This is a genomic window from Streptomyces sp. NPDC059454 (assembly GCF_042749965.1).
In the GTDB taxonomy this organism is placed as follows: domain Bacteria; phylum Actinomycetota; class Actinomycetes; order Streptomycetales; family Streptomycetaceae; genus Streptomyces.
This window is the reverse complement of record NZ_JBHYVC010000009.1, coordinates 133,966-154,056: the sequence shown is the minus strand read 5'-3', so window position 1 is coordinate 154,056 and position 20,091 is coordinate 133,966. Positions and strand designations below refer to the sequence as shown.

Sequence of the window (20,091 nt, the reverse complement as noted above, 5' to 3'; positions counted from 1 at the left end):
AGGCCGGGGGGGTGACCCTCTCGCCGGAAAGGGGAACCGGCCGGCCGGGCGGGGCTCCATGGACGGGGTCCGTGCCGCCCCGCCGTGCGGACCGGATCACCGCGGCACGCGCGGAACCGGTCGGGGACGCGCGCCGGGCCGCGGATACGGCGTTCCGAATTCCTGGCTCCGCGCCGTCCCCTCCGGTCGTCCAACCGGTGCGCCGCCGTGATTCAAGGGACTCCGCGCCGCAGAATCCTGGCGGACGGCGCCCCGCGCCGTCCCCTCCGGTCGTCCAACCGGTGTGCCGCCGTGATTCATGGGACACAGAAGGGCACTACCTTGCGCATACTCAGACGGGCGCTGGGCACCACGCTCACCGCAGCCCTCGGTTCGCTGCTGCTGACCGTTCCGGGAGCCGCCCCGGCGTTCGCGGCGGGCGGTGTGCCGCTGCCGTTGTACTCCCTCGCCGACATGGAGGTCGACGGGAGCAACCGGCAGGTCTTCCTCAGCATGCCCGCGGGAGCGGACGGCCGGGTCGTGGTGACGGACTACGACGGCGGGAACAGCACCTGGCTGGACGGCCTGCCGGGCGCCGGCGGGCTGGCCCTCTCGCCCGACTCCCGGACCCTCTACGTGGCCGCGCGGGACATCGACACCATCGTCGCGTACGACACCGCGACGCTGACGGAGACCGCGCGGTACTTCGTGGGCGAGGACACCGCCCCGTGGAGCCTGGCTTTCGCGGGCGGGAAGCTGTGGTTCGGATACGGCTCCGGCGGGGACCTCGGGTCGGTCGACGTGTCCGGTGCCGAGCCGGTGGTCGGGCTCGGTCTGGACGGTTCACTGGACTGGGGGGCGGAGCTCGTCGCCTCTCCCGCCGACCCCGATGTGCTGGTGGCCGGCACGGGCAACCCCAACGTCAACACCCTCACGGTGTACGACGTGGGCAGCGGATCACCCGAGGTGACCGCCCGACGGGTCTTCTCCGGGACCGAGATGAACGGTCTGCGGGACCTGGACGTGACACCCGACGGCCGGAGCGTCGTCGTGGCCGCCCTCATATCGCCCGGCTACCGGGCCTTCCGCCTCGACGACCTCTCGGACCAGGGAACCCCCGCGGTTTCGCCCTCTCCCCTGGCCGTCGCCGTCGCACCCGACGGCACGGTGGCCGGAGGAACCTCCAACAACAGCGTCGACGTGCCGGACCTGTCCTTCTACGCGCCGGGGGCTCCCGCTCCGCTGACCGCGGTCGAGCTGGGCGGTGACACCGAGAGGCTGGTGGAGGAGGGGCTGGCCTGGGCGCCGGACGGGAGCCGGGTCTTCGCCGTGACACAGCAGACCGGCGTCATGGGACTCCGGTTCCATGCGCGGCAGGTCGCCACCACCGTGCAGACCACCCTTGCCCTCCAGGCGCCCCCGACCAGCAGGTGGTACCGGCAGCTGACCGTCACCGGCACCCTGGCTCCGGCGGCCGCCTTCGCTCCCGGCACCACCGTCGCGGTGAAGCGCTACGACGCCGCCGCTCCGGAAGGCACCTCGCTGGGCACCGTCACCGTGGCGGCCGACGGCACCTTCGCCGTGACCGACACGCCGACCAGACTCGGTCAGGTGAGGTACGGCGTGACGTACGCCGGTGACCCCTGGCACACCGCGGCCTCCGCCGAGGTGACCGTGGAGATCACCCGCCGCTGACCCGGCCCCCGGCACGGACGTCGCCGTGGCCCGGATCAGGACCCCGGACCACGGCGATCTCCCTTCCGCGCGGTCCCGGAGCAGGACACCGGCTCCCCGCCCGGAAACCCTCCGACCGGCGTCACGACGGTGGGGGCGGCCGCCCCCACCGTCGTGACGGAGTGGCGTCGGGTCTAGAACCCGGCGGGCTCCGTGTACACGCCCCACTCGTCCCGCAGGACGCCGCAGATCTCGCCGAGCGTCGCCTCCGCGCGTACGGCGTCCAACATCGGCTCGATCATGTTGGCGCCGGAGCGCGCGGCCGCGACCATGGCGTCGAGCGCGCCGCGCACCTTCGCGTCGTCGCGGGCGGCCCTGCGCTCGCCGAGGAGTCGCACCTGCTCGCGCTCCACCTCGTGGCTGACCCGCAGGATCTCCAGGTCGCCGGTGACGGACCCGGTGTGCACGTTGACGCCGACGACCCGCTTGTCGCCCTTCTCCAGCGCCTGCTGGTAGCGGAACGCCGACTCGGCGATCTCGCCGGTGAACCAGCCGTCCTCGATGCCGCGCAGGATGCCGGAGGTGATCGGCCCGATCGGGTGCCTGCCGTCCGGGTGGGCGCGCAGGCCCCGCTCCTTGATCTGCTCGAAGATCTTCTCGGCGTCCGCCTCGATGCGGTCGGTGAGCTGCTCGACGTACCAGGAACCGCCCAGCGGGTCCGCGACGTTGCCGACGCCGGTCTCCTCCATCAGCACCTGCTGGGTGCGCAGGGCGATCTCGGCGGCCTGCTCGCTGGGCAGTGCGAGGGTCTCGTCGAGGGCGTTGGTGTGCAGCGAGTTGGTCCCGCCGAGTACCGCGGCCAGCGCCTCCACGGCGGTCCGTACGACGTTGTTGTAGGGCTGCTGCGCGGTCAGCGAGACACCGGCGGTCTGGGTGTGGAAGCGCAGCCACTGCGCCTTGTCGCTCTTCGCGCCGTAGACGTCGCGCATCCAGCGCGCCCAGATCCGCCGGGCCGCGCGGAACTTGGCGATCTCCTCGAAGAAGTCGACGTGCGCGTCGAAGAAGAAGGACAGGCCGGGGGCGAAGACGTCGACGTCAAGGCCGCGCGACAGCCCCAGCTCCACGTACCCGAAGCCGTCCGCGAGCGTGTACGCCAGCTCCTGCGCGGCCGTCGACCCGGCCTCGCGGATGTGGTAGCCGGAGACGGAGAGCGGCTTGTAGGCGGGGATGCCGGCCGCGCAGTGCTCCATCAGGTCGCCGATGAGGCGCAGGTGCGGCTCGGGCTGGAAGAGCCACTCCTTCTGCGCGATGTACTCCTTGAAGATGTCCGTCTGCAGCGTGCCGTTGAGCACGGCGGGGTCGACGCCCTGGCGCTCGGCGGCGACGAGGTACATGCAGAAGACGGGCACGGCGGGCCCGCTGATCGTCATGGAGGTCGTCACCTCCCCGAGCGGGATGTCCCGGAACAGCACCTCCATGTCGGCGGCCGAGTCGATCGCCACCCCGCAGTGGCCGACCTCGCCCAGGGAGCGCGGGTCGTCGGAGTCGCGGCCCATGAGCGTCGGCATGTCGAAGGCGACGGAGAGCCCGCCCCCGCCGTTGCCGAGGATCATCTTGTAGCGCTCGTTGGTCTGCTCGGCGTTCCCGAACCCGGCGAACTGCCGGATGGTCCACGTCCGCCCCCGGTAGCCGGTCGGATACAGCCCGCGGGTGAAGGGGTACTCCCCCGGCCAGCCGATCCGCTCGAACCCCTCATAGGTGTCCCCGGTCCGGGGCCCGTACACCGGCTCCACGGGATCGCCGGAGAGCGTGGTGAAATCCGCGTCGCGCTTGCGAGCGGCGTCGTACCGGGCCTGCCAGCGTCGGCGGCCCTCCTCGATGGCGTCAGCGTCCATACTCCGAATTTACTAGGACGTCCAAGTAAATGTCGATGGGAGACCGCCGCACGCTGCTCCGTACGGCGGTGGGACGCGTTACGCGACCGCGGGTTCCCCGTCCGCGACCTTGCCCTCCAGCTCACGGCTGATCCTGCGCTCCACGAAGAACGCGGCGGTGGGGACGGTCCCGGCGAGCAGCACCCACAGCTGCTTCTTGACCGGCCACTTCGCCTTGGAACCGAGGTCGAAGGCGAAGACCAGGTAGACGACGTACAGCCATCCGTGGGCGATGCTGACCACCTGCGTGAAGTCGGCCGCGCCGCCCATGTCGAGCACGTACTTGCCGATCATGCCAAAGGTCAGCGCGACGAGGAGGACACCGGTGACGTAGGCCATGATCCGGTAGCGGGTCAGCACGCTCTTCTTCATGGAGTCGAGCGTAACGGGCCGTTCCGGGAGATCTCGCCAGGGGTCGGTCCCTCCTCCGGAGCCCTCCCGCCCAGGACGCGTCCGGCGACGTGTGCGCGGATCGTGTGCAATGTGCACCGAAATCGCGAGTGGCGCATGAACAGCGCGATGCGTTCTCCGCCGTTTGCCGGAGCGTCATTGCAAAGCAATGCCGCCACAAATCAGCACATCGTCCTGCATAACGCCGCCTCCTCGATGGCTTGCCCGACATCGCCAGGCGCCCGTGCCGACGCCGGGAGCAGCCGCTCTCCCCCTCCAATGGTTTTATGATCAACCACAGGCCGCCCCTTCGTACCGACGGCCCGTTCCCCGTTCTGTTGGCAGCCGCGAACGCCGTGTGCTGTGCGGGTGCTGTACGGGTCGGGCGGAAGCACGCGTGAAGAAAGGTGAACACCATGGTCCTCGGACTGCTGCGACGCCTGCGCCCGCACGGCGCCTCCGACGCCGCGCCGGGCCTCTCGGTCCCCCTGCCGGCCGGCGCGGGGGCGTTCGGCTGCGAGGCCGTCGACGTCATGGGGCAGCCGCTGGGCGCGGTCGAGGTCACGGTGACCGCGCTGGACAGCCACCGCGTCGCGGCCCGCGGCATCACCGACCCGTACGGCTACTACATGGCGGCCCTGCCCCCGGGCAGGTACAGCGTGATGCTGGCGGCGGAGGGCCTGGCACCCGTACGCGAGACCGTCGACATAGCCGCCGGGGTGGCTCTCGCCCCCGCACGCGTCACGCTGACGCCCGGACGCCAACTGGAGCTGCCGCCCACCGGCGCCTGGGTGTTCGACCCTCCGCACACCGCGATCCGGTTCATCGCCAAGCACGTGGGCATGGCCCATGTCCACGGCCGCTTCACCCGGTTCGACGGCGGCATCCGGATCGCGGAGGACATGAGCGACTCCCGGGTCTCGGTACGCATCGACGCCTCCAGCATCACGACGGGCAACCAGACCCGCGACAACCACCTGCGGTCGGCCGACTTCCTCGACGTCGAGAACTATCCGTACATCGACTTCACCAGCACGCGGTTCGCCTACCACGGCGGCTCCAAGTGGACCGTGCACGGCACCCTCACGATGCACGGCACCAGTCGCTCGGTGGGCCTCGACACCGAGTACCTCGGCACCGTGAACGGCGGCTACGAGCAGGAGCTGCGCTGCGCCGCCCTCGCCAAGGCCGAACTGCACCGCGAGGACTTCACCCTCAACTGGCGTTCGATGCTCGCCCGCGGCATCGCCGTCGTCGGGCCGACGGTCCAGCTGGCGCTCGACGTACAGGCCATGTACCGGACCCACGACACACCGACCCCGCCCCGGTAGGCGCGCTGTCCGGAGTCCGGACCGCTCGACCGCCGCGGCGGTCCTCAGTCCTCCGCGAAGTCCCCCGCCGCGAGCCGCAGCGGGCGGAGCATGGCGAAGAGTTCGGCGCACTCCTCGGCGTCGTACGCGCCCAGACCGAAGTCCATGGCCATCAGGTCGCGGGTGGCGGACTCGACCACCTCGCGGCCCTTGCCGGTGATGGTCGCGAGGGTGCCGCGGCCGTCGTTGGGATTGGGGCGCTTGTCCACCAGACCGGACCGCACCAGGCGGTCCACGGTGTTCGTCACCGACGTGGGGTGCACCATGAGCCGCTCGCCGATCTTGGACATCGGCAGCTCACCGGACTTGGAGAAGGTCAGCAGCACCAGCGCCTCGTACCGCGCGAACGTGAGCCCGTACGGCTTGACCACCGCGTCCACCTCGGCCAGCAGGATCTGCTGCGCCCGCATGATCGAGGTGATCGCGGCCATCGACGGCACGTTTCCCCAGCGCTGCTTCCAGAGCTCGTCGGCGCGGGCGATGGGATCGAACGAGAGACTGAGCGGCTTCGGCACGGACCAGACCCTACCGGCCGGTCATATGTTGGTCAGCCCCCGTCTCGCCCCTCGGTCCGCGGTCATCCGCCGGGCTGCGCCAGGTGACGTTCGACCGTCTCCACCTTGGACGTGAGTCCGTCCTCCACGCCCGGGCGGAGGTCCGCCTTGAGGACCAGGGAGACGCGCGGCGCGCGTGCCTCCACCGCGGCCACGGCGCGCTTCACCACGTCCATGACCTCGTCCCACTCGCCTTCCACGGAGGTGAACATGGCGTCGGTGCGGTTCGGCAGGCCGGACTCGCGGACCACCCGCACGGCGTCGGCGACGTACTCCCCCACGTCCTCGCCGACGCCGAGGGGTGTCACCGAGAAGGCGACGATCACGCGCCCACGGCCTTCTCGCTGCGGGCGCGGGAGGCGATCACCGCGTCCTCGGCCTCGCGCTTGAGCCGGCGGTCGGCGAAGAAGCCGCCGGTCGGCAGGACCGACATCAGGAAGTAGAAGGCGGCGGTCCCCAGCGACCACTTGGCGCGGTTCCAGGCGTCGGCCCAGAAGAGCACGTAGAGGACGAAGAGGAAGCCGTGGACCGCGCCCATCACCGGGACGGCGTTGAAGTCCGTGGTCCGCTTCAGGACCGAGCAGACGAGCAGCAGCAGGAACGAGATCGCTTCGGGGCCCGAGACCAGGCGGAGGCGGCGGAGGGCGGAGGCGGTCTTGATGTCCACGGGTCACCTTCGGTGGGAGAGACGTCGGCGTCTACGGGTCGAACGGCTTGTGAACGTACGCACAAGCGTCACGCCATTGTGGCAAACGCCGTCCGCGATCACCGGAGGGGGTCCCGTAGGGGGCCGTTCGGGGTCCGACTCCACCTTCGGGATCTGTCGGCGGGGGCGAAGGTGCGGCTACCGTCGCAGGGGTGGCGATGTTCCGACTTCAGAGCAGCAAGGTGCTCGCCGTCGACATGACCGGGGATGCCGTGAAGGCGAAGAACGGCTCCATGGTCGCGTACGACGGTGACATGGCCTTCAAGAAGCTCAGCGGTGGTGGTGAGGGCCTGAGGGGGATGGTGACCCGGCGGCTCACGGGTGAGCAGATGACGTTGATGGAGGTGAAAGGGCACGGGACCTGCTTCTTCGCGGACCGTGCCTCCGAGATCAGTCTGGTGGGTCTGCAAGGGGACAAGCTGTACGTGGAGTCCAGCAACCTGCTGGCGACCGACGGGGGCCTGCGCACCGGGACGAGCTTCACGGGCGCGCGCGGGGCCTCCCAGGGCAACGGGCTGTTCACGACCACGATCGAGGGACACGGCCAGGCGGCGCTCCTGTCGGACGGGCCGGCGGTGCTGCTCCGGGTCAGCCCGCAGTACCCGCTGACGGTCGACCCGGGCGCCTACGTGGCCCACCAGGGGAACCTGCGGCAGTCCTTCCAGTCGGGTGTGACCTTCCGCACCCTGCTCGGGGAGGGCGGCGGCGAGGCCTTCCAGATCCGGTTCGAGGGCGACGGGCTGGTCTACGTGCAGCCCAGCGAGCGGAACACGATCGCGGGGGACGTGTGACATGGGCTTCCGGGAGATCAACGCGAAGATGATCGAGGCGACGGTGTCGCCGGGGCAGCGGCTGTTCAGTCAGCGCGGCGCGATGCTCGCGTACAAGGGGGAAGTGAGCTTCACCCCGAACAGGGCCGGGGGCCAGGGCGGGGTGATGTCGATGATCGGCCGGCGGGTGGCCGACGAGGACACCCCCCTGATGACCGTCGAGGGCAGCGGCACCGTGCTGTTCGGGCACGGCGGCCACCACATCCAGGTGATCGACCTCACCGGGGACACGCTGTACGTCGAGGCCGACCGGCTGCTGGCCTTCGAGGGCACGCTGGAGCAGGGCACGGTGTTCCTCGGCTCGCAGGGCGGGGTGATGGGCATGGTCCGGGGGCAGGTCTCCGGGCAGGGTCTGTTCACGACCTCGCTCAAGGGGCACGGCTCCGTCGCCGTGATGGCCCACGGAGGGGTCATCGAGGTCCCGATCACCCCGCAGCGGCCGGTGCACGTCGACCCGCAGGCCTACGTCGCCCACCACGGCGACGTCCGCAACAAGCTGTCCACGGCCCTCGGCTGGCGGGACATGGTGGGCCGCGGCTCCGGCGAGGCGTTCCAGCTGGAGCTGAGCGGCAGCGGTGCCGTGTACGTGCAGGCCTCGGAGGAGAAGCTGTGAGCACCTACGGAACCCCGGGCGGCGCGGGGCCCACGGTCTTCGACCCGGCGACGCTGCCGGCCGACGACAACGTCGATCACTACACCTTCTGCGTGGAGCTCAAGGGCACCCAGTGGTTCATGCAGAAGGGGAAGATGATCGCCTACTACGGTTCGATCGAGTTCAACGGCATCGGGCACGGGCGACTCGACCGACTTGTCCGTACGTCGTTCCATTCGCCTCTGCACGCGAGCGACTGGGTGGTGGCGGAGGGATCGGGCAAGATGCTCCTCGCCGACCGGGCCTTCGACGTGAATTCGTACGATCTCGAGGACGGCAACCTGACCATTCGCTCGGGCAACCTCCTAGCTTTTCAGCCAACTCTGTCGCTGAAGCAGTCGATCGTGCCGGGTTTCCTCACGCTGATCGGAACCGGAAAGTTCGTGGCCGCCTCCAACGGTCCGGTGGTGTTCATGGAACCTCCCCTCCGGGTGGATCCGCAGGCGCTGGTCGGATGGGCGGACTGCCCCTCCCCGTGCCACCACTACGACCACGGCTACATGACCGGCCTGATGGGCGGTCTACGTGCGATGACGGGCCTCGGCGGGGCCTCCGGCGAGGAGCACCAGTTCGAGTTCGCGGGGGCGGGCACGGTGCTGCTCCAGTCGTCCGAGGCGCTGATGGCGGAGCAGGCCACGGGGGTGACTCCGCATGAGCCGGGAGTGCCCGGGGGCGGGGTTCCCGGAGGCCACGGACAGGGGGCGGGCACACCGCGCCTTCCCGGACAGCTGGGAGACCTCCAGCGTCGCTTCGGGCTGTGAGCGGTAATGTGCGGGGTGTGACATCGAACGCCTGCGCACGGTGTCACACGGAAGCCTTATTAGTTCGCCATTCAACTTCCTTAGGTAGACTTCATTCATGGAGACCGAGACGGCCACCCGCTGGCTGACCAATGCGGAGCAGTGCGCCTGGCGCACCCACCTGGAGGTCAACAGGCTGTTGACGTACCAGCTCGAGAAGGATCTGCAGCCGTTCGGCCTGACGATGAACGACTACGAGATCCTGGTGAACCTGTCCGAGTCGGAGGACCGGCGGATGCGGATGAGCGACCTCGCCTCCGCGACCATGCAGTCCAAGAGCCGCCTCTCGCACCAGATCACCCGCATGGAGAACGCGGACCTGGTCCGGCGGGAGAACTGCGAGTCCGACCGCCGCGGGCTCTACGCGGTCCTCACCGACCACGGCATGGAGACCATGCAGAAGGTCGCGCCCCATCATGTGGCGTCCGTGCGCCGGCACTTCATCGACCTGCTCTCCCCCGAGGCCCTCACCGAACTCGACAAGGCCCTCAAGCCCATCGCGGAGCACCTGCGCGGGCAGCGGGGACGTCACTGACCCGCTCCCGGTCTCACCCGGCGAGCGGCAGGCGGAGTTCGAAGAGGGCTCCGCCGGCCGGCGCCGCACCCGCCGTGAGCGTCCCGCCGTGCCGTACGGCGACGTCCCTCGCGATCGCCAGTCCCAGCCCCGCGCCACCGTCGTCGCGGCTGCGGGCGGCGTCCAGCCGTACGAACCGCTGGAAGATCCGCTCCCGGTCGGCCTCGGCCACCCCCTCGCCGTCGTCGGCCACGCCGAGGACCGCCCAGTCACCCTCCCGCCGTACGGTCACGGTGACCCGCTCGCGGGCGTGCCGCCGGCCGTTGTCCAGCAGGTTGGCGAGCACGCGCGCCAGTTGCCCCCGGGATCCGGTCACCTCCGCCGGCTCCGCGTCCACCGTCACGCCCGTACGTCCCGCGGCCTCCTCGCGGGCCAGCGCGGACAGGTCGACCCGGGCGTCGGCGGGCCGCTCCCCCGCGTCCAGCCGGGCGAGCAGCAGCAGATCGGCGGCGAGGTGCTGGAGCCGCACGGTGTCCTCGACGGCACCGTCCAGGTCGAGCAGCTCGGGGTGGGCGGCGGCCACCTCCAACTGAGTGCGCAGGGACGCGATCGGGCTGCGCAGCTCGTGCGAGGCGTCGGCGACGAACCGCCGCTGCCGCTCCACGGACGCCTCCAGCGCGGCCAGCGTCTCGTTGGTGGTGCGGGCGAGACGGGCGATCTCGTCGTGGGTGGCCGGTTCGGGGACGCGGCGGGCGAGGTCCTCGGAGGCGGTGATCGCGGCCATCTCGCCGCGGATGCCCTCCACCGGGCGCAACGCCCGGCCGGTGACCAGCCAGGTCACCGCGGCGACGACCACCAGGAGCAGCGGGAAGCCGATGAGCATCACGGTCAGCGCGGTCCGCACGGCGCTGTGTTCGGCGGCCAGGGGGGCGCCCGCGTGGACGGTGAGGCGGCCGTGGTCGGGGGTCTCGACCTCCACGGCGGCGAAGCGGTAGTCCTCGGTGTCGCCGTCGATCGTGGCGGAGCCGTTGCTGAAGGTGGTCTCGTGGGCGATCTCACCGGGGTCGAGGGACTCGTCGGAATCGGAGTCGTCGTCGTCATCGTCCGGCTTCGGTGACTGCGGCGTCACGTCGGTCGTCGCGGTGCCGGTGATCCGCTCCAGGTCCTCGCTGGCGGCTACCAGCCGGCCCTCCTCGTCGACGGCCTGCACCGGGCCGTCGTCGCCGTCCAGTCCCGACAGTTCGCCGTACGGCGTCCGGGCGGCGAGTTCGGAGGCGACCGCCCGTGCGGAGCGTTCCGCCTGGGTGCCCGCCTCGGCGGTCAGGTTGGAGCGCAGCGACAGCAGTACGGCGGTCCCGGCCGCCACGAGGGCGACGGCGACCACGAGGGTGGCGCCGAGCGTCGCCCGTGCGCGGACCGAACCGAAGAGCCGGCTCACGGCGCCGTCTCCAGCCGGTAACCGGCGCCGCGCACGGTGCGGATGAGTCCGGGGCGCAGTTTGCGGCGCAGGGCGCTGATGTACACCTCGACGATGTTGGGGTCCCCGTCGTAGGCGAAGTCCCAGACGTGTTCGAGGATGTCGGCCTTGGAGACCACCTCACCGGCCCGCAGCACCAGGTGCTCGAGCACCGAGAACTCCTTCGTGGTCAGGGCCACTTCGTCCTCGTCCAGGAAGACCCGGCGGGCGGCGGTGTCCACCTTCAGGTCGCCGTGCACATGGACCGGGGAGGCCCCGGCGGCCGGCCGGCGGCGCAGCAGCGCCTTGATCCGGGCGACGAGGACGACGTACGAGAACGGCTTGGTGAGGTAGTCGTCGGCGCCCGTGTCCAGGCCCTCGGCCTCGTCGTACTCGCCGTCCTTGGCCGTGAGCATCAGGATCGGCACGTCGTGGCCGGCGGCGCGCAGGGCGGCGCAGACGCGGTAGCCGTTCAGGCCGGGCAGCATGATGTCGAGGACGAGGAGGTCGTACGTCCCCTCCGTGGCCCGGTGCAGCCCCTCCCGGCCGTCGTGGACGACGTCCACGACGTAGCCCTCGGCGGTCAGCCCCTTGGCGAGGGAGAGGGCGAGGCGTTTTTCGTCCTCGACGATCAGCAATCGAAAGGGGCGGCGCGAAGCGCCTCCGGCAGGGTGGTGGTGGGAGACGGGCGGGCGCATGCCGTAAGGGTCGCAAAACGAAGCTGAAGATCCCTTCAGGCGGCTTCAGGTTCCGCTCAGCGTCGGTCGGCGAGATTGAAGGCGCCGAAAACGAAGCAGCTCGGGAGGAACCAGCATGAAGCGCAACATCGTGATCGCCGTCGTCACGGCCGCGGCCCTGGTCGGGGGCGGTACGGCCACGGCCCTCGCGGTCTCGGGGGACGACGCGCCGACGACGCGGTCCACGGAGAACCGGGCGGCGGACGACGACGGGCGCGACGACGACCGGGGACGTGCGGACGCCGACGCCCAGGACGACCAGGACGACCAGGACGACCACAGCGACGGTGACGACGACGCCGCCCGCGTCGCCTCCTCCGGTGGGGTGACCGCCGCCGACGCCATCGCCGCCGCGTTGAAGCACAGGCCGGGCACGGCCGTCTCCGCCGAGCTGGACGATGACGACGACGGCGGCAAGGCGGTCTGGGAGGTCGACGTCCTCGGCGGCGGGGACACCTGGCACAGCGTGCGCGTCGACCCGGGCACCGGCAAGGTCCTGGGCGCCCAGAAGGACGACGAGGACGACGCCGCCGAGGTGCGGGCCGCTCTGAAGGGCACGGCGGTGACGGCCGAGGAGGCCGCGAAGGCGGCGGCCGCCAAGGGAACGGTGACGTCGGTGGACCTCGACGACGACGATGACAAGGGCTGGGAGGCCGAGACCCGCACCTCCGGCGAGGACGAGCGGGACTGGCGGGTCGACCTGGGCAGCGGCAAGGTCACGGCGGACCGTGACGACTCGGACGACGACTGAGCAGAGTCCCGCCATGTAGAACGAGTAGTACGCTAGAGGGATGAGTGACGACGCCGAGGTCCCGCTCAGGGAGCTCAATCAGCAGACATCACGCGTCCTGGCCCGCGTGGCGGCCGGGGAGACGGTGACCATCACCAAGGACGGCGTGCCCATAGGGGACATCGTCCCCCGGGGCACGCCGACGGGCCGCCCCGCGTACCCGTTCCGCACCGACCCCATGGGCGACCTGGACATCCCCGACCTGGGTGGTCCGGTGCTCGACGATGACGAGATCGACGCGACGCTGCGCGGTATGGGCGGAGTGACGGCCGGGGAGACCGATGGCTGACTTCCCGGTCGCGATCGCCGATACCAATGCTCTGTACCGGTTGTTCACCCCGAAGGACCCCCGCCACGCCGCTCACCGCGAAGCTCTGGCCCGTATGGGTCACCTCGTGGTGTCACCCATGGTGCTCACGGAGCTGGACTACTTGCTGACGTCACGAGTCGGTGCCCGGGCGGCCATGAACGCGCTGGACTTCATCGCGGGGCAGACGGAAGCCCGCCGGTTCGAGATTCCCGAGACCGGGCCGCACCTGAGGGCGGCCATGGCGGTGATGCGCGGGTACGCCGACACCGACGGCGGGGCAGGAGCGGGACTGGCGGACGCGATGAACGTGGCGCTGGCGGCGGCCTTCCGGACGACCTCCCTCTTCACCACGGACGGCCATTTCCGCATGATGCGGCCACTCACCGGAGAACCCGCCTTCCGGCTCCTGCCCGACGATCTCTGACGACTGGAGTCAGCCCCGCGTCAGGCCCGCCACCAGTTCGTCCGCCGCCCGGTACGGGTCGAGGTCCCCGGCGATGATCCGTTCCGCCAGCGCGTCCAGGCGGCGGTCGCCGTGGAGGTCGCCGATGCGTTCGCGGAGGGCCGTGACCGCGATGGTCTCGACCTCGCGGGAGGCGCGGGCCAGGCGGCGGCTCGTCAGGACGCCGTGTTCCTCCATCCACGCGCGGTGCTTCTCCAGGGCCTCGACGACCTCGTCGACGCCCTCCGCGCGGGCGGCGACCGTCTTGACGATCGGGGGGCGCCAGTCGCCCGGGGCGCGGGACTCGCCGAGGCCGAGCATGTGGTTCAGCTCGCGGGCGGTGGCGTCGGCGCCGTCGCGGTCGGCCTTGTTGACGACGTAGACGTCGCCGATCTCCAGGATTCCGGCCTTCGCCGCCTGGATGCCGTCGCCCATGCCGGGGGCCAGCAGCACCACGGACGTGTCGGCCTGGGAGGCGATCTCCACCTCCGACTGGCCCACGCCCACCGTCTCGACCAGGACCACGTCGCAGCCGGCCGCGTCCAGGACGCGGATGGCCTGCGGGGCGGCCCACGCGAGGCCGCCGAGGTGACCGCGCGTGGCCATGGAACGGATGTAGACGCCGGGGTCGGAGGCGTGCTCCGACATGCGGACGCGGTCCCCGAGCAGGGCGCCGCCCGAGAAGGGGGAGGACGGGTCGACGGCCAGGACGCCGACCCGCTTGCCCTGTTTGCGGTACGCGGTCACCAGGGCCGAGGTGGACGTCGACTTGCCGACGCCCGGGGAACCGGTGAGGCCCACCACGTACGCGTTCCCGGTCAGCGGCGCGAGGGCCGCCATGACCTCCCTGAGCTGCGGGGACGCCCCCTCCACCAGGGAGATCAGCCTGGCCACGGCCCGTGGCCTGCCTTCCCTGGCCCGGGCGACCAGCGAGGAGACGTCCTGCATCACAGCTCCGTTCACGAGAGGGAAATCAGCAAACCTGCGAGGAGACCCGGCTCAGGCCTTGGGGACCCGCACGATCAGCGCGTCACCCTGGCCGCCGCCGCCGCACAGCGCCGCCGCGCCGACGCCGCCGCCGCGCCGCTTCAGTTCCAGGGCGAGGTGCAGCACGAGCCGTGCGCCGGACATCCCGATCGGGTGACCCAGCGCGATGGCGCCGCCGTTGACGTTCACCTTTTCGGTGGAAACGCCCAGATCCTTCATTGACTGCACGGCGACCGCGGCGAAGGCCTCGTTGATCTCGATGAGGTCGAGGTCGGAGACCTCCAGCCCTTCCTTCTTCAGGGCGTGGCGGATCGCGTTGGAGGGCTGCGACTGGAGGGAGTTGTCGGGTCCGGCCACGTTGCCGTGGGCGCCGATCTCGGCGATCCACTCCAGGCCCAGTTCCTGCGCCTTGGCCTTGCTCATCACGACCACGGCCGCCGCGCCGTCCGAGATCTGCGAGGACGAGCCCGCGGTGATGGTGCCGTCCTTGGCGAACGCCGGGCGCAGCCTGCCGAGGGACTCGGCGGTGGTGTCGCCGCGGATGCCCTCGTCCTTGCTGAACAGGACCGGGTCGCCCTTGCGCTGCGGGATCTCGACCGGGGTGATCTCGGCCTCGTAGACGCCGTTCTTCTGTGCGGCGGCGGCCCGCTGGTGGGAGAGGGCGGCGATCTCGTCCTGCTCGGGGCGGGCGATGCCGAGGCGGGTGTTGTGCTTCTCGGTGGACTCGCCCATGGCGATGTTCTCGAAGGAGTCGGTCAGACCGTCGTACGCCATGGCGTCGAGCATCTCCACCGCGCCGTACTTGAAGCCCTCGCGGGACTTCGGCAGCAGGTGCGGGGCGTTGGTCATGGACTCCTGGCCGCCGGCGACGATCACGTCGAACTCGCCGGCCCGGATCAGCTGGTCCGCGAGCGCGATGGCGTCCAGGCCCGACAGACACACCTTGTTGACGGTGAGCGCCGGGACGCTCATCGGGATGCCGGCCTTGACGGCGGCCTGGCGGGCCGGGATCTGGCCCGCGCCGGCCTGGAGCACCTGGCCCATGATCACGTACTGGACCTGGTCGCCGCCGATCCCCGCACGGTCGAGGGCGGCCTTGATCGCGAAGCCGCCGAGGTCGGCTCCGGAGAAGGACTTCAGTGAACCGAGCAGCCGACCCATCGGGGTGCGGGCGCCCGCGACGATGACGGAGGTCGTGCCGTTCGTTGCGGATGGTGCGGAAGTTTCGGAAGACATGAGCTGCGATCCCCTTCCGGCTGCACAGCCGAGGAGTGAACGAGGGTTTACTTCGAATGTACTGACGTGCGGTGGACCACGTCATCGTCCTTTCGGTGTGATCGCGCGCACGTTGCGTAACCATCGCGGGAGCGCTGCACTGAATCCATGCTGACGCGAATCGACCACATCGGGATCGCCTGTTTCGACCTGGACGCGACCGTGGAGTTCTACCGGACCACCTACGGGTTCGAGGTGTTCCACTCCGAGGTCAACGAGGAGCAGGGCGTGCGTGAGGCCATGCTCAAGATCAACGAGACCTCCGACGGCGGGGCCTCCTACCTGCAGCTGCTCGAGCCGACCCGGGAGGACTCCACCGTCGCCAAGTGGCTGGCGAAGAACGGCGAGGGCGTCCACCACATCGCTTTCGGTACGGCGGATGTGGACGCGGAGGCCGCGGACATCAAGGACAAGGGCGTACGCGTTCTGTACGAAGAGCCCCGGCGCGGCTCCATGGGGTCACGAATCACCTTCCTGCACCCCAAGGACTGCCACGGCGTACTGACAGAACTGGTCACTTCCGCGCCCGTTGAGTCGTCCGAGCACTGACCCACGTACATAAGGGCCGGTAGGGTTGGGTCCGGTCGCCGCTCGATGCGTGGTGACCGAGTCCCGCCGTCTTCGGCGGCGGGATCGCCGGGGTCCGGGTTTCGGGGGGCGGGCGCGGGGCAGCAGCCCATGCTCCGCCGTTGATCTGACACCATTCCCCGGGGGGCACGTCCGGCGGATGGACGGAGCCCGGCCAGACTTGCGACCAGGGGACGGATGGGACCGCGCAGTGCGGGGCTACGAGAGCCAGGAGCGAGAGCCGGCGGCTGACGTCGACCACCTCTCTCGGTTCGAAGCCGAGATGAAGCGGCTGAAGACCGAGCGGGAAAAGGCGATCCAGCACGCCGATGACCTCGGCTACCAGGTCGAGGTGCTGCGCGCCAAGCTGCACGAGGCGCGGCGCACCATCATGTCCCGGCCCGCGTACGACGGCGGCGACATCGGCTACCAGGCCGAGCAGTTGCTGCGCAACGCGCAGCTGCAGGCCGACCAGCTCCGCGCGGACGCCGAGCGGGAGCTGAGCCAGGCGCGGGCGCAGACCCAGCGGATCCTCCAGGAGCACGCGGAGCAGGCGGCCCGGCTCCAGGCGGAGCTGCACCAGGAGGCGGTGACGCGGCGCCAGCAGCTCGACCAGGAGCTGGCGGAGCGCCGGCAGACCGTCGAGTCGCACGTCAACGAGAACGTGGCGTGGGCGGAGCAGTTGCGCGCCCGCACCGAGCAGCAGGCCCGCCGGCTGCTGGACGAGTCCCGGGCCGAGTCCGAGCAGGCCCTGGCGGCCGCCCGGGCGGAGGCCGAGCGGCTGACCGCCGAGGCCCGCCAGCGGCTGCAGAGCGACGCCGAGGCGGCCCGCGCGGAGGCCGAGCAGATCCTGCGCCGGGCCCGCGCGGACGCCGAGCGGCTGCTGAACGCCGCCTCCACACAGGCCCAGGAGGCCACCGACCACGCCGAGCAGCTGCGGACGTCCACGGCCACCGAGTCGGAGTCCGCGCGCCGTCGGGCACAGGAGCTCAGCAGGTCGGCCGAGGAGCGGATGTCGCAGGCGGAGTCCGCGCTGCGCGAGGCCCGTGCCGAGGCGGAGAAGGTGCTCGCCGAGGCGAAGGAGTCCGCCGCGAAGGCGCTCGCCTCCGCCGAGTCCGCCAACGAGACCCGTACGCGGACCGCCAAGGAGCAGGTGGCGCGGCTGGTCAGCGAGGCCACCAAGGAGGCGGAGTCCACCAAGGCGGACGCCGAGCAGTTGGTCGCGGACGCCCGCGCGGAGGCCGAGAAGATCGTCGCCGAGGCCGCCGAGAAGGCCCGCACGATCACCGCGGAGGAGTCCGCGACGCAGCTGTCCAAGGCGGCCAGGACCGCAGAGGACGTGCTCAACAAGGCGTCGGAGGAGGCCAAGCGGACCACCAGGGCGGCGACCGAGGAGGCGGAGCGGATCCGCCGGGAGGCCGAGGCCGAGGCGGACCGGCTGCGCGCCGAGGCGCACGACATCTCCGAGCAGCTCAAGGGTGCGGCGAAGGACGACACCAAGGAGTACCGCGCCAAGACGGTCGAGCTGCAGGAGGAGGCCCGCCGGCTGCGCGGCGAGGCCGAGCAGCTGCGCGCCGACGCGGTCGCCGAGGGCGAGAGGATCCGCGCGGAGGCCCGCAAGGAGGCCGTGGCGCAGATCGAGGAGGCGGCGAAGTCCGCCGAGGAGCTGCTCGCCAAGGCGAAGGCGGACGCCGACGAACTGCGCTCCATCGCGCAGACGGACAGTGAGAAGGTCCGCACCGAGGCCATCGAGCGCGCCACGACGCTGCGCCGGCAGGCCGAGGAGACGCTGGAGCGCACCCGCCAGGAGGCCGAGCGGCACCGCGCGGAGGTCGTCGAGCAGGCCGACGCGCTCAAGGAGGACGCCGAGCGGGCCGCGCGGGAGCTGCGCGAGGAGACCGAGCGGGCGGTGGAGGCCCGCCGCGCGGAGGCCGCCGGGGAGCTGACGCGGCTGCACACGGAGGCCGAGGAGCGGCTCGCCGCCGCCGAGCAGGCGCTGAGCGACGCGCGTGAGGAGGCCGCCCGGATCCGCCGGGAGGCGTCCGAGGAGACCGAGCGGCTGCGCGCGGAGGCCGCCGAGCGGATCCGTACGCTGCGGCAGCAGGCGGAGACGGAGGCCGAGCGGCTGCGGGACGAGGCCGCCGCGGACGCGTCGGCGTCCCGCGCGGAGGGCGAGTCCGTCGCCGTACGGCTGCGGTCGGAGGCCGCGGCCGAGGCGGAGCGGCTGAAGTCGGAGGCGCAGGACAGCGCCGACCGGATGCGCGCGGAGGCGCAGGCCGCCGCCGAGCGGATCTCCGCGGAGGCGTCGGAGACGCTGGCCGCCGCGCAGGAGGAGGCCGCCCGGCGGCGCCGCGAGGCCGAGGAACTCCTCGGTGCGGCCCGGCAGGAGGCCGGCCAGGAGCGCGAGCGGGCCCGCGAGCAGAGCGAGGAGCTGCTGGCGTCGGCGCGCACCCGTGTGGAGGAGGCGCAGGCCGAGGCCGTACGGCTGGTCGAGGAGGCCGACCGGCGCGCCACCGAGATGGTGTCGGCGGCCGAGCTCCACGCCCAGCAGGTACGGGACTCCGTCGCGGGGCTGCACGAGCAGGCCCAGGAGGAGATCGCCGGGCTGCGCAGCGCCGCCGAGCACGTGGCGGAGCGCACCCGTCGCGAGGCCGAGGAGGAGGCGGACCGGGTCCGCGCCGACGCCTACGCGGAGCGGGAGCGGGCGAGTGAGGACGCGGGCCGGCTGCGGCACGAGGCGCGGGAGGAGACGGAGGCCGCGAAGGCGCTGGCCGAACGGACGGTGTCCGAGGCCATCACGGAGGCCGACCGGATCCGTACGGACGTGTCCGAGTACGCCCAGCGGGTGCGTACGGAGGCGTCGGACGCGATCGCCGAGGCGGAACAGGCCGCGGCGCGCACCCGGGCGGACGCCCGTGAGGACGCCAACCGGATCCGTTCGGACGCGGCGACGCAGGCGGACACCCTCATCACCGAGGCCCGCAGCGAGGCCGAGCGGCTCACCGACGAGACGATCGCGGAGACCGACCGGCTGCGCACGGAGACGGTCGCCGAGGCCGAGCGGGTGCGGTCGGAGTCGGTGTCCAAGGCGGAGAAGCTGATCTCGGACGCCACCGGGGACGCGGAGCGGCTGCGGGCCGAGGCCGCGGAGACGGTCGGGTCGGCGCAGGCGCACGCGGAGCGGATCCGCCGGGAGTCCGAGCGGGTCAAGGCCGACGCGGAGTCGGAGGCCGAGCGGATGGTGTCCGCCGCGCGCGGGGAGGCGGAGCGGACGCTGGACGAGGCCCGCAAGGACGCCAACAAGCGGCGTTCCGAGGCGGCCGAGCAGGTGGACACGCTCATCACGGAGACCACCGCCGAGGCGGACAAGCTGCTCACCGAGGCGCAGCAGCAGGCGCTGAAGACGACGGCGGACGCCGAGGCGCAGGCGGACACGATGGTCGGCGCGGCCCGCAGCGAGGCCGAGCGGATCGTCTCCGAGGCGACCGTCGAGGGCAACACCCGGGTGGAGAAGTCCCGTACGGACGCGGACGAGCTGCTGGTCGGCGCGCGCCGGGACGCGACGCAGATCAGGGAGCGCGCGGAGGAGCTGCGCGACCGGATCACGAGTGAGATCGAGGAACTGCACGAGCGGGCCCGCCGTGAGGCGGCGGAGACGATGAGGTCGACGGGCGACCGCTGCGACGCGCTCATCAAGGCCGCCGAGGAGCAGCTCGCCAAGGCGGAGGCGAAGGCCAAGGAGATCGTCTCCGAGGCCAACTCCGAGGCCGGCAAGGTGCGGATCGCCGCCGTGAAGAAGGCCGAGGCCCTGCTGAAGGAGGCGGAGCAGAAGAAGGCCAGCCTGGTGAAGGAGGCCGAGGAGCTGAAGGCCGAGGCGGTCCGGGAGGCACGGCGCACGGTCGAGGAGGGCAAGCGCGAGCTGGAGGTGCTGGTGCGGCGCCGCGAGGACATCAACGCCGAGATCTCCCGCGTGCAGGACGTGCTGGAGGCGCTGGAGTCCTTCGAGGCGCCGGGGGGCGCCAAGGACAGCGGGGTCAAGGCGGGGGCCGCGGCCGGCGCTACCCGTACGAGTGGCAAGTCATCGGAATAGCCGCCAAAGCGGATGAAATCCCCTGTACGGTGAG

The 20,091-nt window shown here is 71.4% G+C and carries 20 protein-coding genes; 11 read left to right on the top strand and 9 right to left on the bottom strand.

The genetic code is table 11. The features are described from left to right. Window positions 1-321 precede the first annotated feature (321 nt). On the top strand, window positions 322-1,674 hold the full coding sequence (locus ACFXAE_RS09480; protein WP_384710551.1) for a hypothetical protein: 1,353 nt from the start codon (window positions 322-324) through the stop codon (window positions 1,672-1,674). Between the two features lie 173 nt (window positions 1,675-1,847). On the opposite strand, the gene ACFXAE_RS09475 is transcribed toward ACFXAE_RS09480, so the two are convergent. Next, a complete protein-coding gene (locus ACFXAE_RS09475; protein WP_384710549.1) occupies window positions 1,848-3,548 on the bottom strand; it encodes a methylmalonyl-CoA mutase in 1,701 nt (566 codons plus the stop codon). Between the two features lie 78 nt (window positions 3,549-3,626). After that, window positions 3,627-3,959 (bottom strand): DUF3817 domain-containing protein, encoded by a 333-nt coding sequence (locus tag ACFXAE_RS09470; RefSeq protein ID WP_384710546.1) that lies wholly within the window; start codon window positions 3,957-3,959, stop codon window positions 3,627-3,629. A 434-nt stretch (window positions 3,960-4,393) separates the two neighbouring features. Here ACFXAE_RS09470 and ACFXAE_RS09465 point away from each other — a divergent pair, with 434 nt between their 5' ends. Then, window positions 4,394-5,308 carry a YceI family protein gene (locus ACFXAE_RS09465; protein ID WP_384710543.1) on the top strand — a complete coding sequence of 305 codons (915 nt, stop codon included), beginning with the start codon at window positions 4,394-4,396 and terminating at the stop codon, window positions 5,306-5,308. Window positions 5,309-5,352: 44 nt separating this feature from the next. Here ACFXAE_RS09465 and ACFXAE_RS09460 read toward each other — a convergent pair whose 3' ends face one another. The 3 genes from ACFXAE_RS09460 to ACFXAE_RS09450 form a co-directional block, all read right to left on the bottom strand. Beyond that, the gene (locus tag ACFXAE_RS09460) at window positions 5,353-5,862 is read right to left on the bottom strand and encodes a MarR family winged helix-turn-helix transcriptional regulator (RefSeq protein ID WP_384710540.1); all 510 of its coding nucleotides are present in this window, start codon (window positions 5,860-5,862) and stop codon (window positions 5,353-5,355) included. A 62-nt stretch (window positions 5,863-5,924) separates the two neighbouring features. Next, window positions 5,925-6,227 carry an MTH1187 family thiamine-binding protein gene (locus ACFXAE_RS09455; protein ID WP_384710537.1) on the bottom strand — a complete coding sequence of 101 codons (303 nt, stop codon included), beginning with the start codon at window positions 6,225-6,227 and terminating at the stop codon, window positions 5,925-5,927. Continuing rightward, a complete protein-coding gene (locus ACFXAE_RS09450) occupies window positions 6,224-6,568 on the bottom strand; it encodes a DUF3817 domain-containing protein (protein ID WP_384710535.1) in 345 nt (114 codons plus the stop codon). Before ACFXAE_RS09450 ends, ACFXAE_RS09455 begins: the two co-directional genes overlap by 4 nt. 197 nt (window positions 6,569-6,765) lie before the next feature. On the opposite strand from ACFXAE_RS09450, the gene ACFXAE_RS09445 reads away from it, so the two are divergent. The 4 genes from ACFXAE_RS09445 to ACFXAE_RS09430 all read left to right on the top strand — a co-directional run bounded on the left by ACFXAE_RS09445 (window position 6,766) and on the right by ACFXAE_RS09430 (window position 9,424). Next, on the top strand, window positions 6,766-7,398 hold the full coding sequence (locus tag ACFXAE_RS09445) for an AIM24 family protein (protein WP_384710532.1): 633 nt from the start codon (window positions 6,766-6,768) through the stop codon (window positions 7,396-7,398). Between the two features lies 1 nt (window position 7,399). Continuing rightward, entirely contained in the window at window positions 7,400-8,050 is a 651-nt protein-coding gene (locus ACFXAE_RS09440) for an AIM24 family protein (RefSeq protein ID WP_384710529.1), read from the top strand. Then, on the top strand, window positions 8,047-8,850 hold the full coding sequence (locus ACFXAE_RS09435; RefSeq protein ID WP_384710526.1) for an AIM24 family protein: 804 nt from the start codon (window positions 8,047-8,049) through the stop codon (window positions 8,848-8,850). The genes ACFXAE_RS09440 and ACFXAE_RS09435 overlap by 4 nt, the downstream gene beginning before the upstream one ends. A 97-nt stretch (window positions 8,851-8,947) precedes the next feature. Next, window positions 8,948-9,424, top strand: coding sequence for a MarR family winged helix-turn-helix transcriptional regulator (locus tag ACFXAE_RS09430; protein ID WP_085571453.1), 477 nt, complete (start codon window positions 8,948-8,950; stop codon window positions 9,422-9,424). Window positions 9,425-9,437: 13 nt separating this feature from the next. Here ACFXAE_RS09430 and ACFXAE_RS09425 read toward each other — a convergent pair whose 3' ends face one another. Further along, complete coding sequence (locus ACFXAE_RS09425; RefSeq protein ID WP_384710523.1) at window positions 9,438-10,841, bottom strand: ATP-binding protein; 1,404 nt, start codon at window positions 10,839-10,841, stop codon at window positions 9,438-9,440. Beyond that, window positions 10,838-11,557, bottom strand: coding sequence for a response regulator transcription factor (locus ACFXAE_RS09420; RefSeq protein WP_384710520.1), 720 nt, complete (start codon window positions 11,555-11,557; stop codon window positions 10,838-10,840). Before ACFXAE_RS09420 ends, ACFXAE_RS09425 begins: the two co-directional genes overlap by 4 nt. A 115-nt stretch (window positions 11,558-11,672) precedes the next feature. Between ACFXAE_RS09420 and ACFXAE_RS09415 the strand changes: the two genes are divergently transcribed. Genes ACFXAE_RS09415 through ACFXAE_RS09405 form a run of 3 tightly spaced genes read left to right on the top strand, consistent with a single transcriptional unit; the run spans window position 11,673 to window position 13,120 of the window. Next, on the top strand, window positions 11,673-12,347 hold the full coding sequence (locus tag ACFXAE_RS09415; protein WP_384710517.1) for a PepSY domain-containing protein: 675 nt from the start codon (window positions 11,673-11,675) through the stop codon (window positions 12,345-12,347). Between the two features lie 40 nt (window positions 12,348-12,387). Next, window positions 12,388-12,675: a type II toxin-antitoxin system Phd/YefM family antitoxin gene (locus ACFXAE_RS09410; RefSeq protein ID WP_384710514.1), complete on the top strand. Its 288-nt coding sequence runs from the start codon at window positions 12,388-12,390 to the stop codon at window positions 12,673-12,675. Continuing rightward, on the top strand, window positions 12,668-13,120 hold the full coding sequence (locus ACFXAE_RS09405; RefSeq protein ID WP_384710511.1) for a PIN domain-containing protein: 453 nt from the start codon (window positions 12,668-12,670) through the stop codon (window positions 13,118-13,120). The genes ACFXAE_RS09410 and ACFXAE_RS09405 overlap by 8 nt, the downstream gene beginning before the upstream one ends. A 9-nt stretch (window positions 13,121-13,129) precedes the next feature. Here ACFXAE_RS09405 and meaB read toward each other — a convergent pair whose 3' ends face one another. Further along, window positions 13,130-14,086, bottom strand: a complete 957-nt coding sequence (gene meaB, locus ACFXAE_RS09400; protein ID WP_384710508.1) for a methylmalonyl Co-A mutase-associated GTPase MeaB — start codon at window positions 14,084-14,086, stop codon at window positions 13,130-13,132. A 51-nt stretch (window positions 14,087-14,137) separates the two neighbouring features. Further along, complete coding sequence (locus ACFXAE_RS09395) at window positions 14,138-15,361, bottom strand: acetyl-CoA C-acetyltransferase (protein ID WP_384710505.1); 1,224 nt, start codon at window positions 15,359-15,361, stop codon at window positions 14,138-14,140. Window positions 15,362-15,508: 147 nt separating this feature from the next. Between ACFXAE_RS09395 and mce the strand changes: the two genes are divergently transcribed. Further along, window positions 15,509-15,949, top strand: coding sequence for a methylmalonyl-CoA epimerase (mce, locus tag ACFXAE_RS09390; RefSeq protein ID WP_384710502.1), 441 nt, complete (start codon window positions 15,509-15,511; stop codon window positions 15,947-15,949). Between the two features lie 229 nt (window positions 15,950-16,178). Next, the gene (gene scy / locus ACFXAE_RS09385; protein WP_384710499.1) at window positions 16,179-20,057 is read left to right on the top strand and encodes a polarized growth protein Scy; all 3,879 of its coding nucleotides are present in this window, start codon (window positions 16,179-16,181) and stop codon (window positions 20,055-20,057) included. Window positions 20,058-20,091 lie beyond the last annotated feature (34 nt).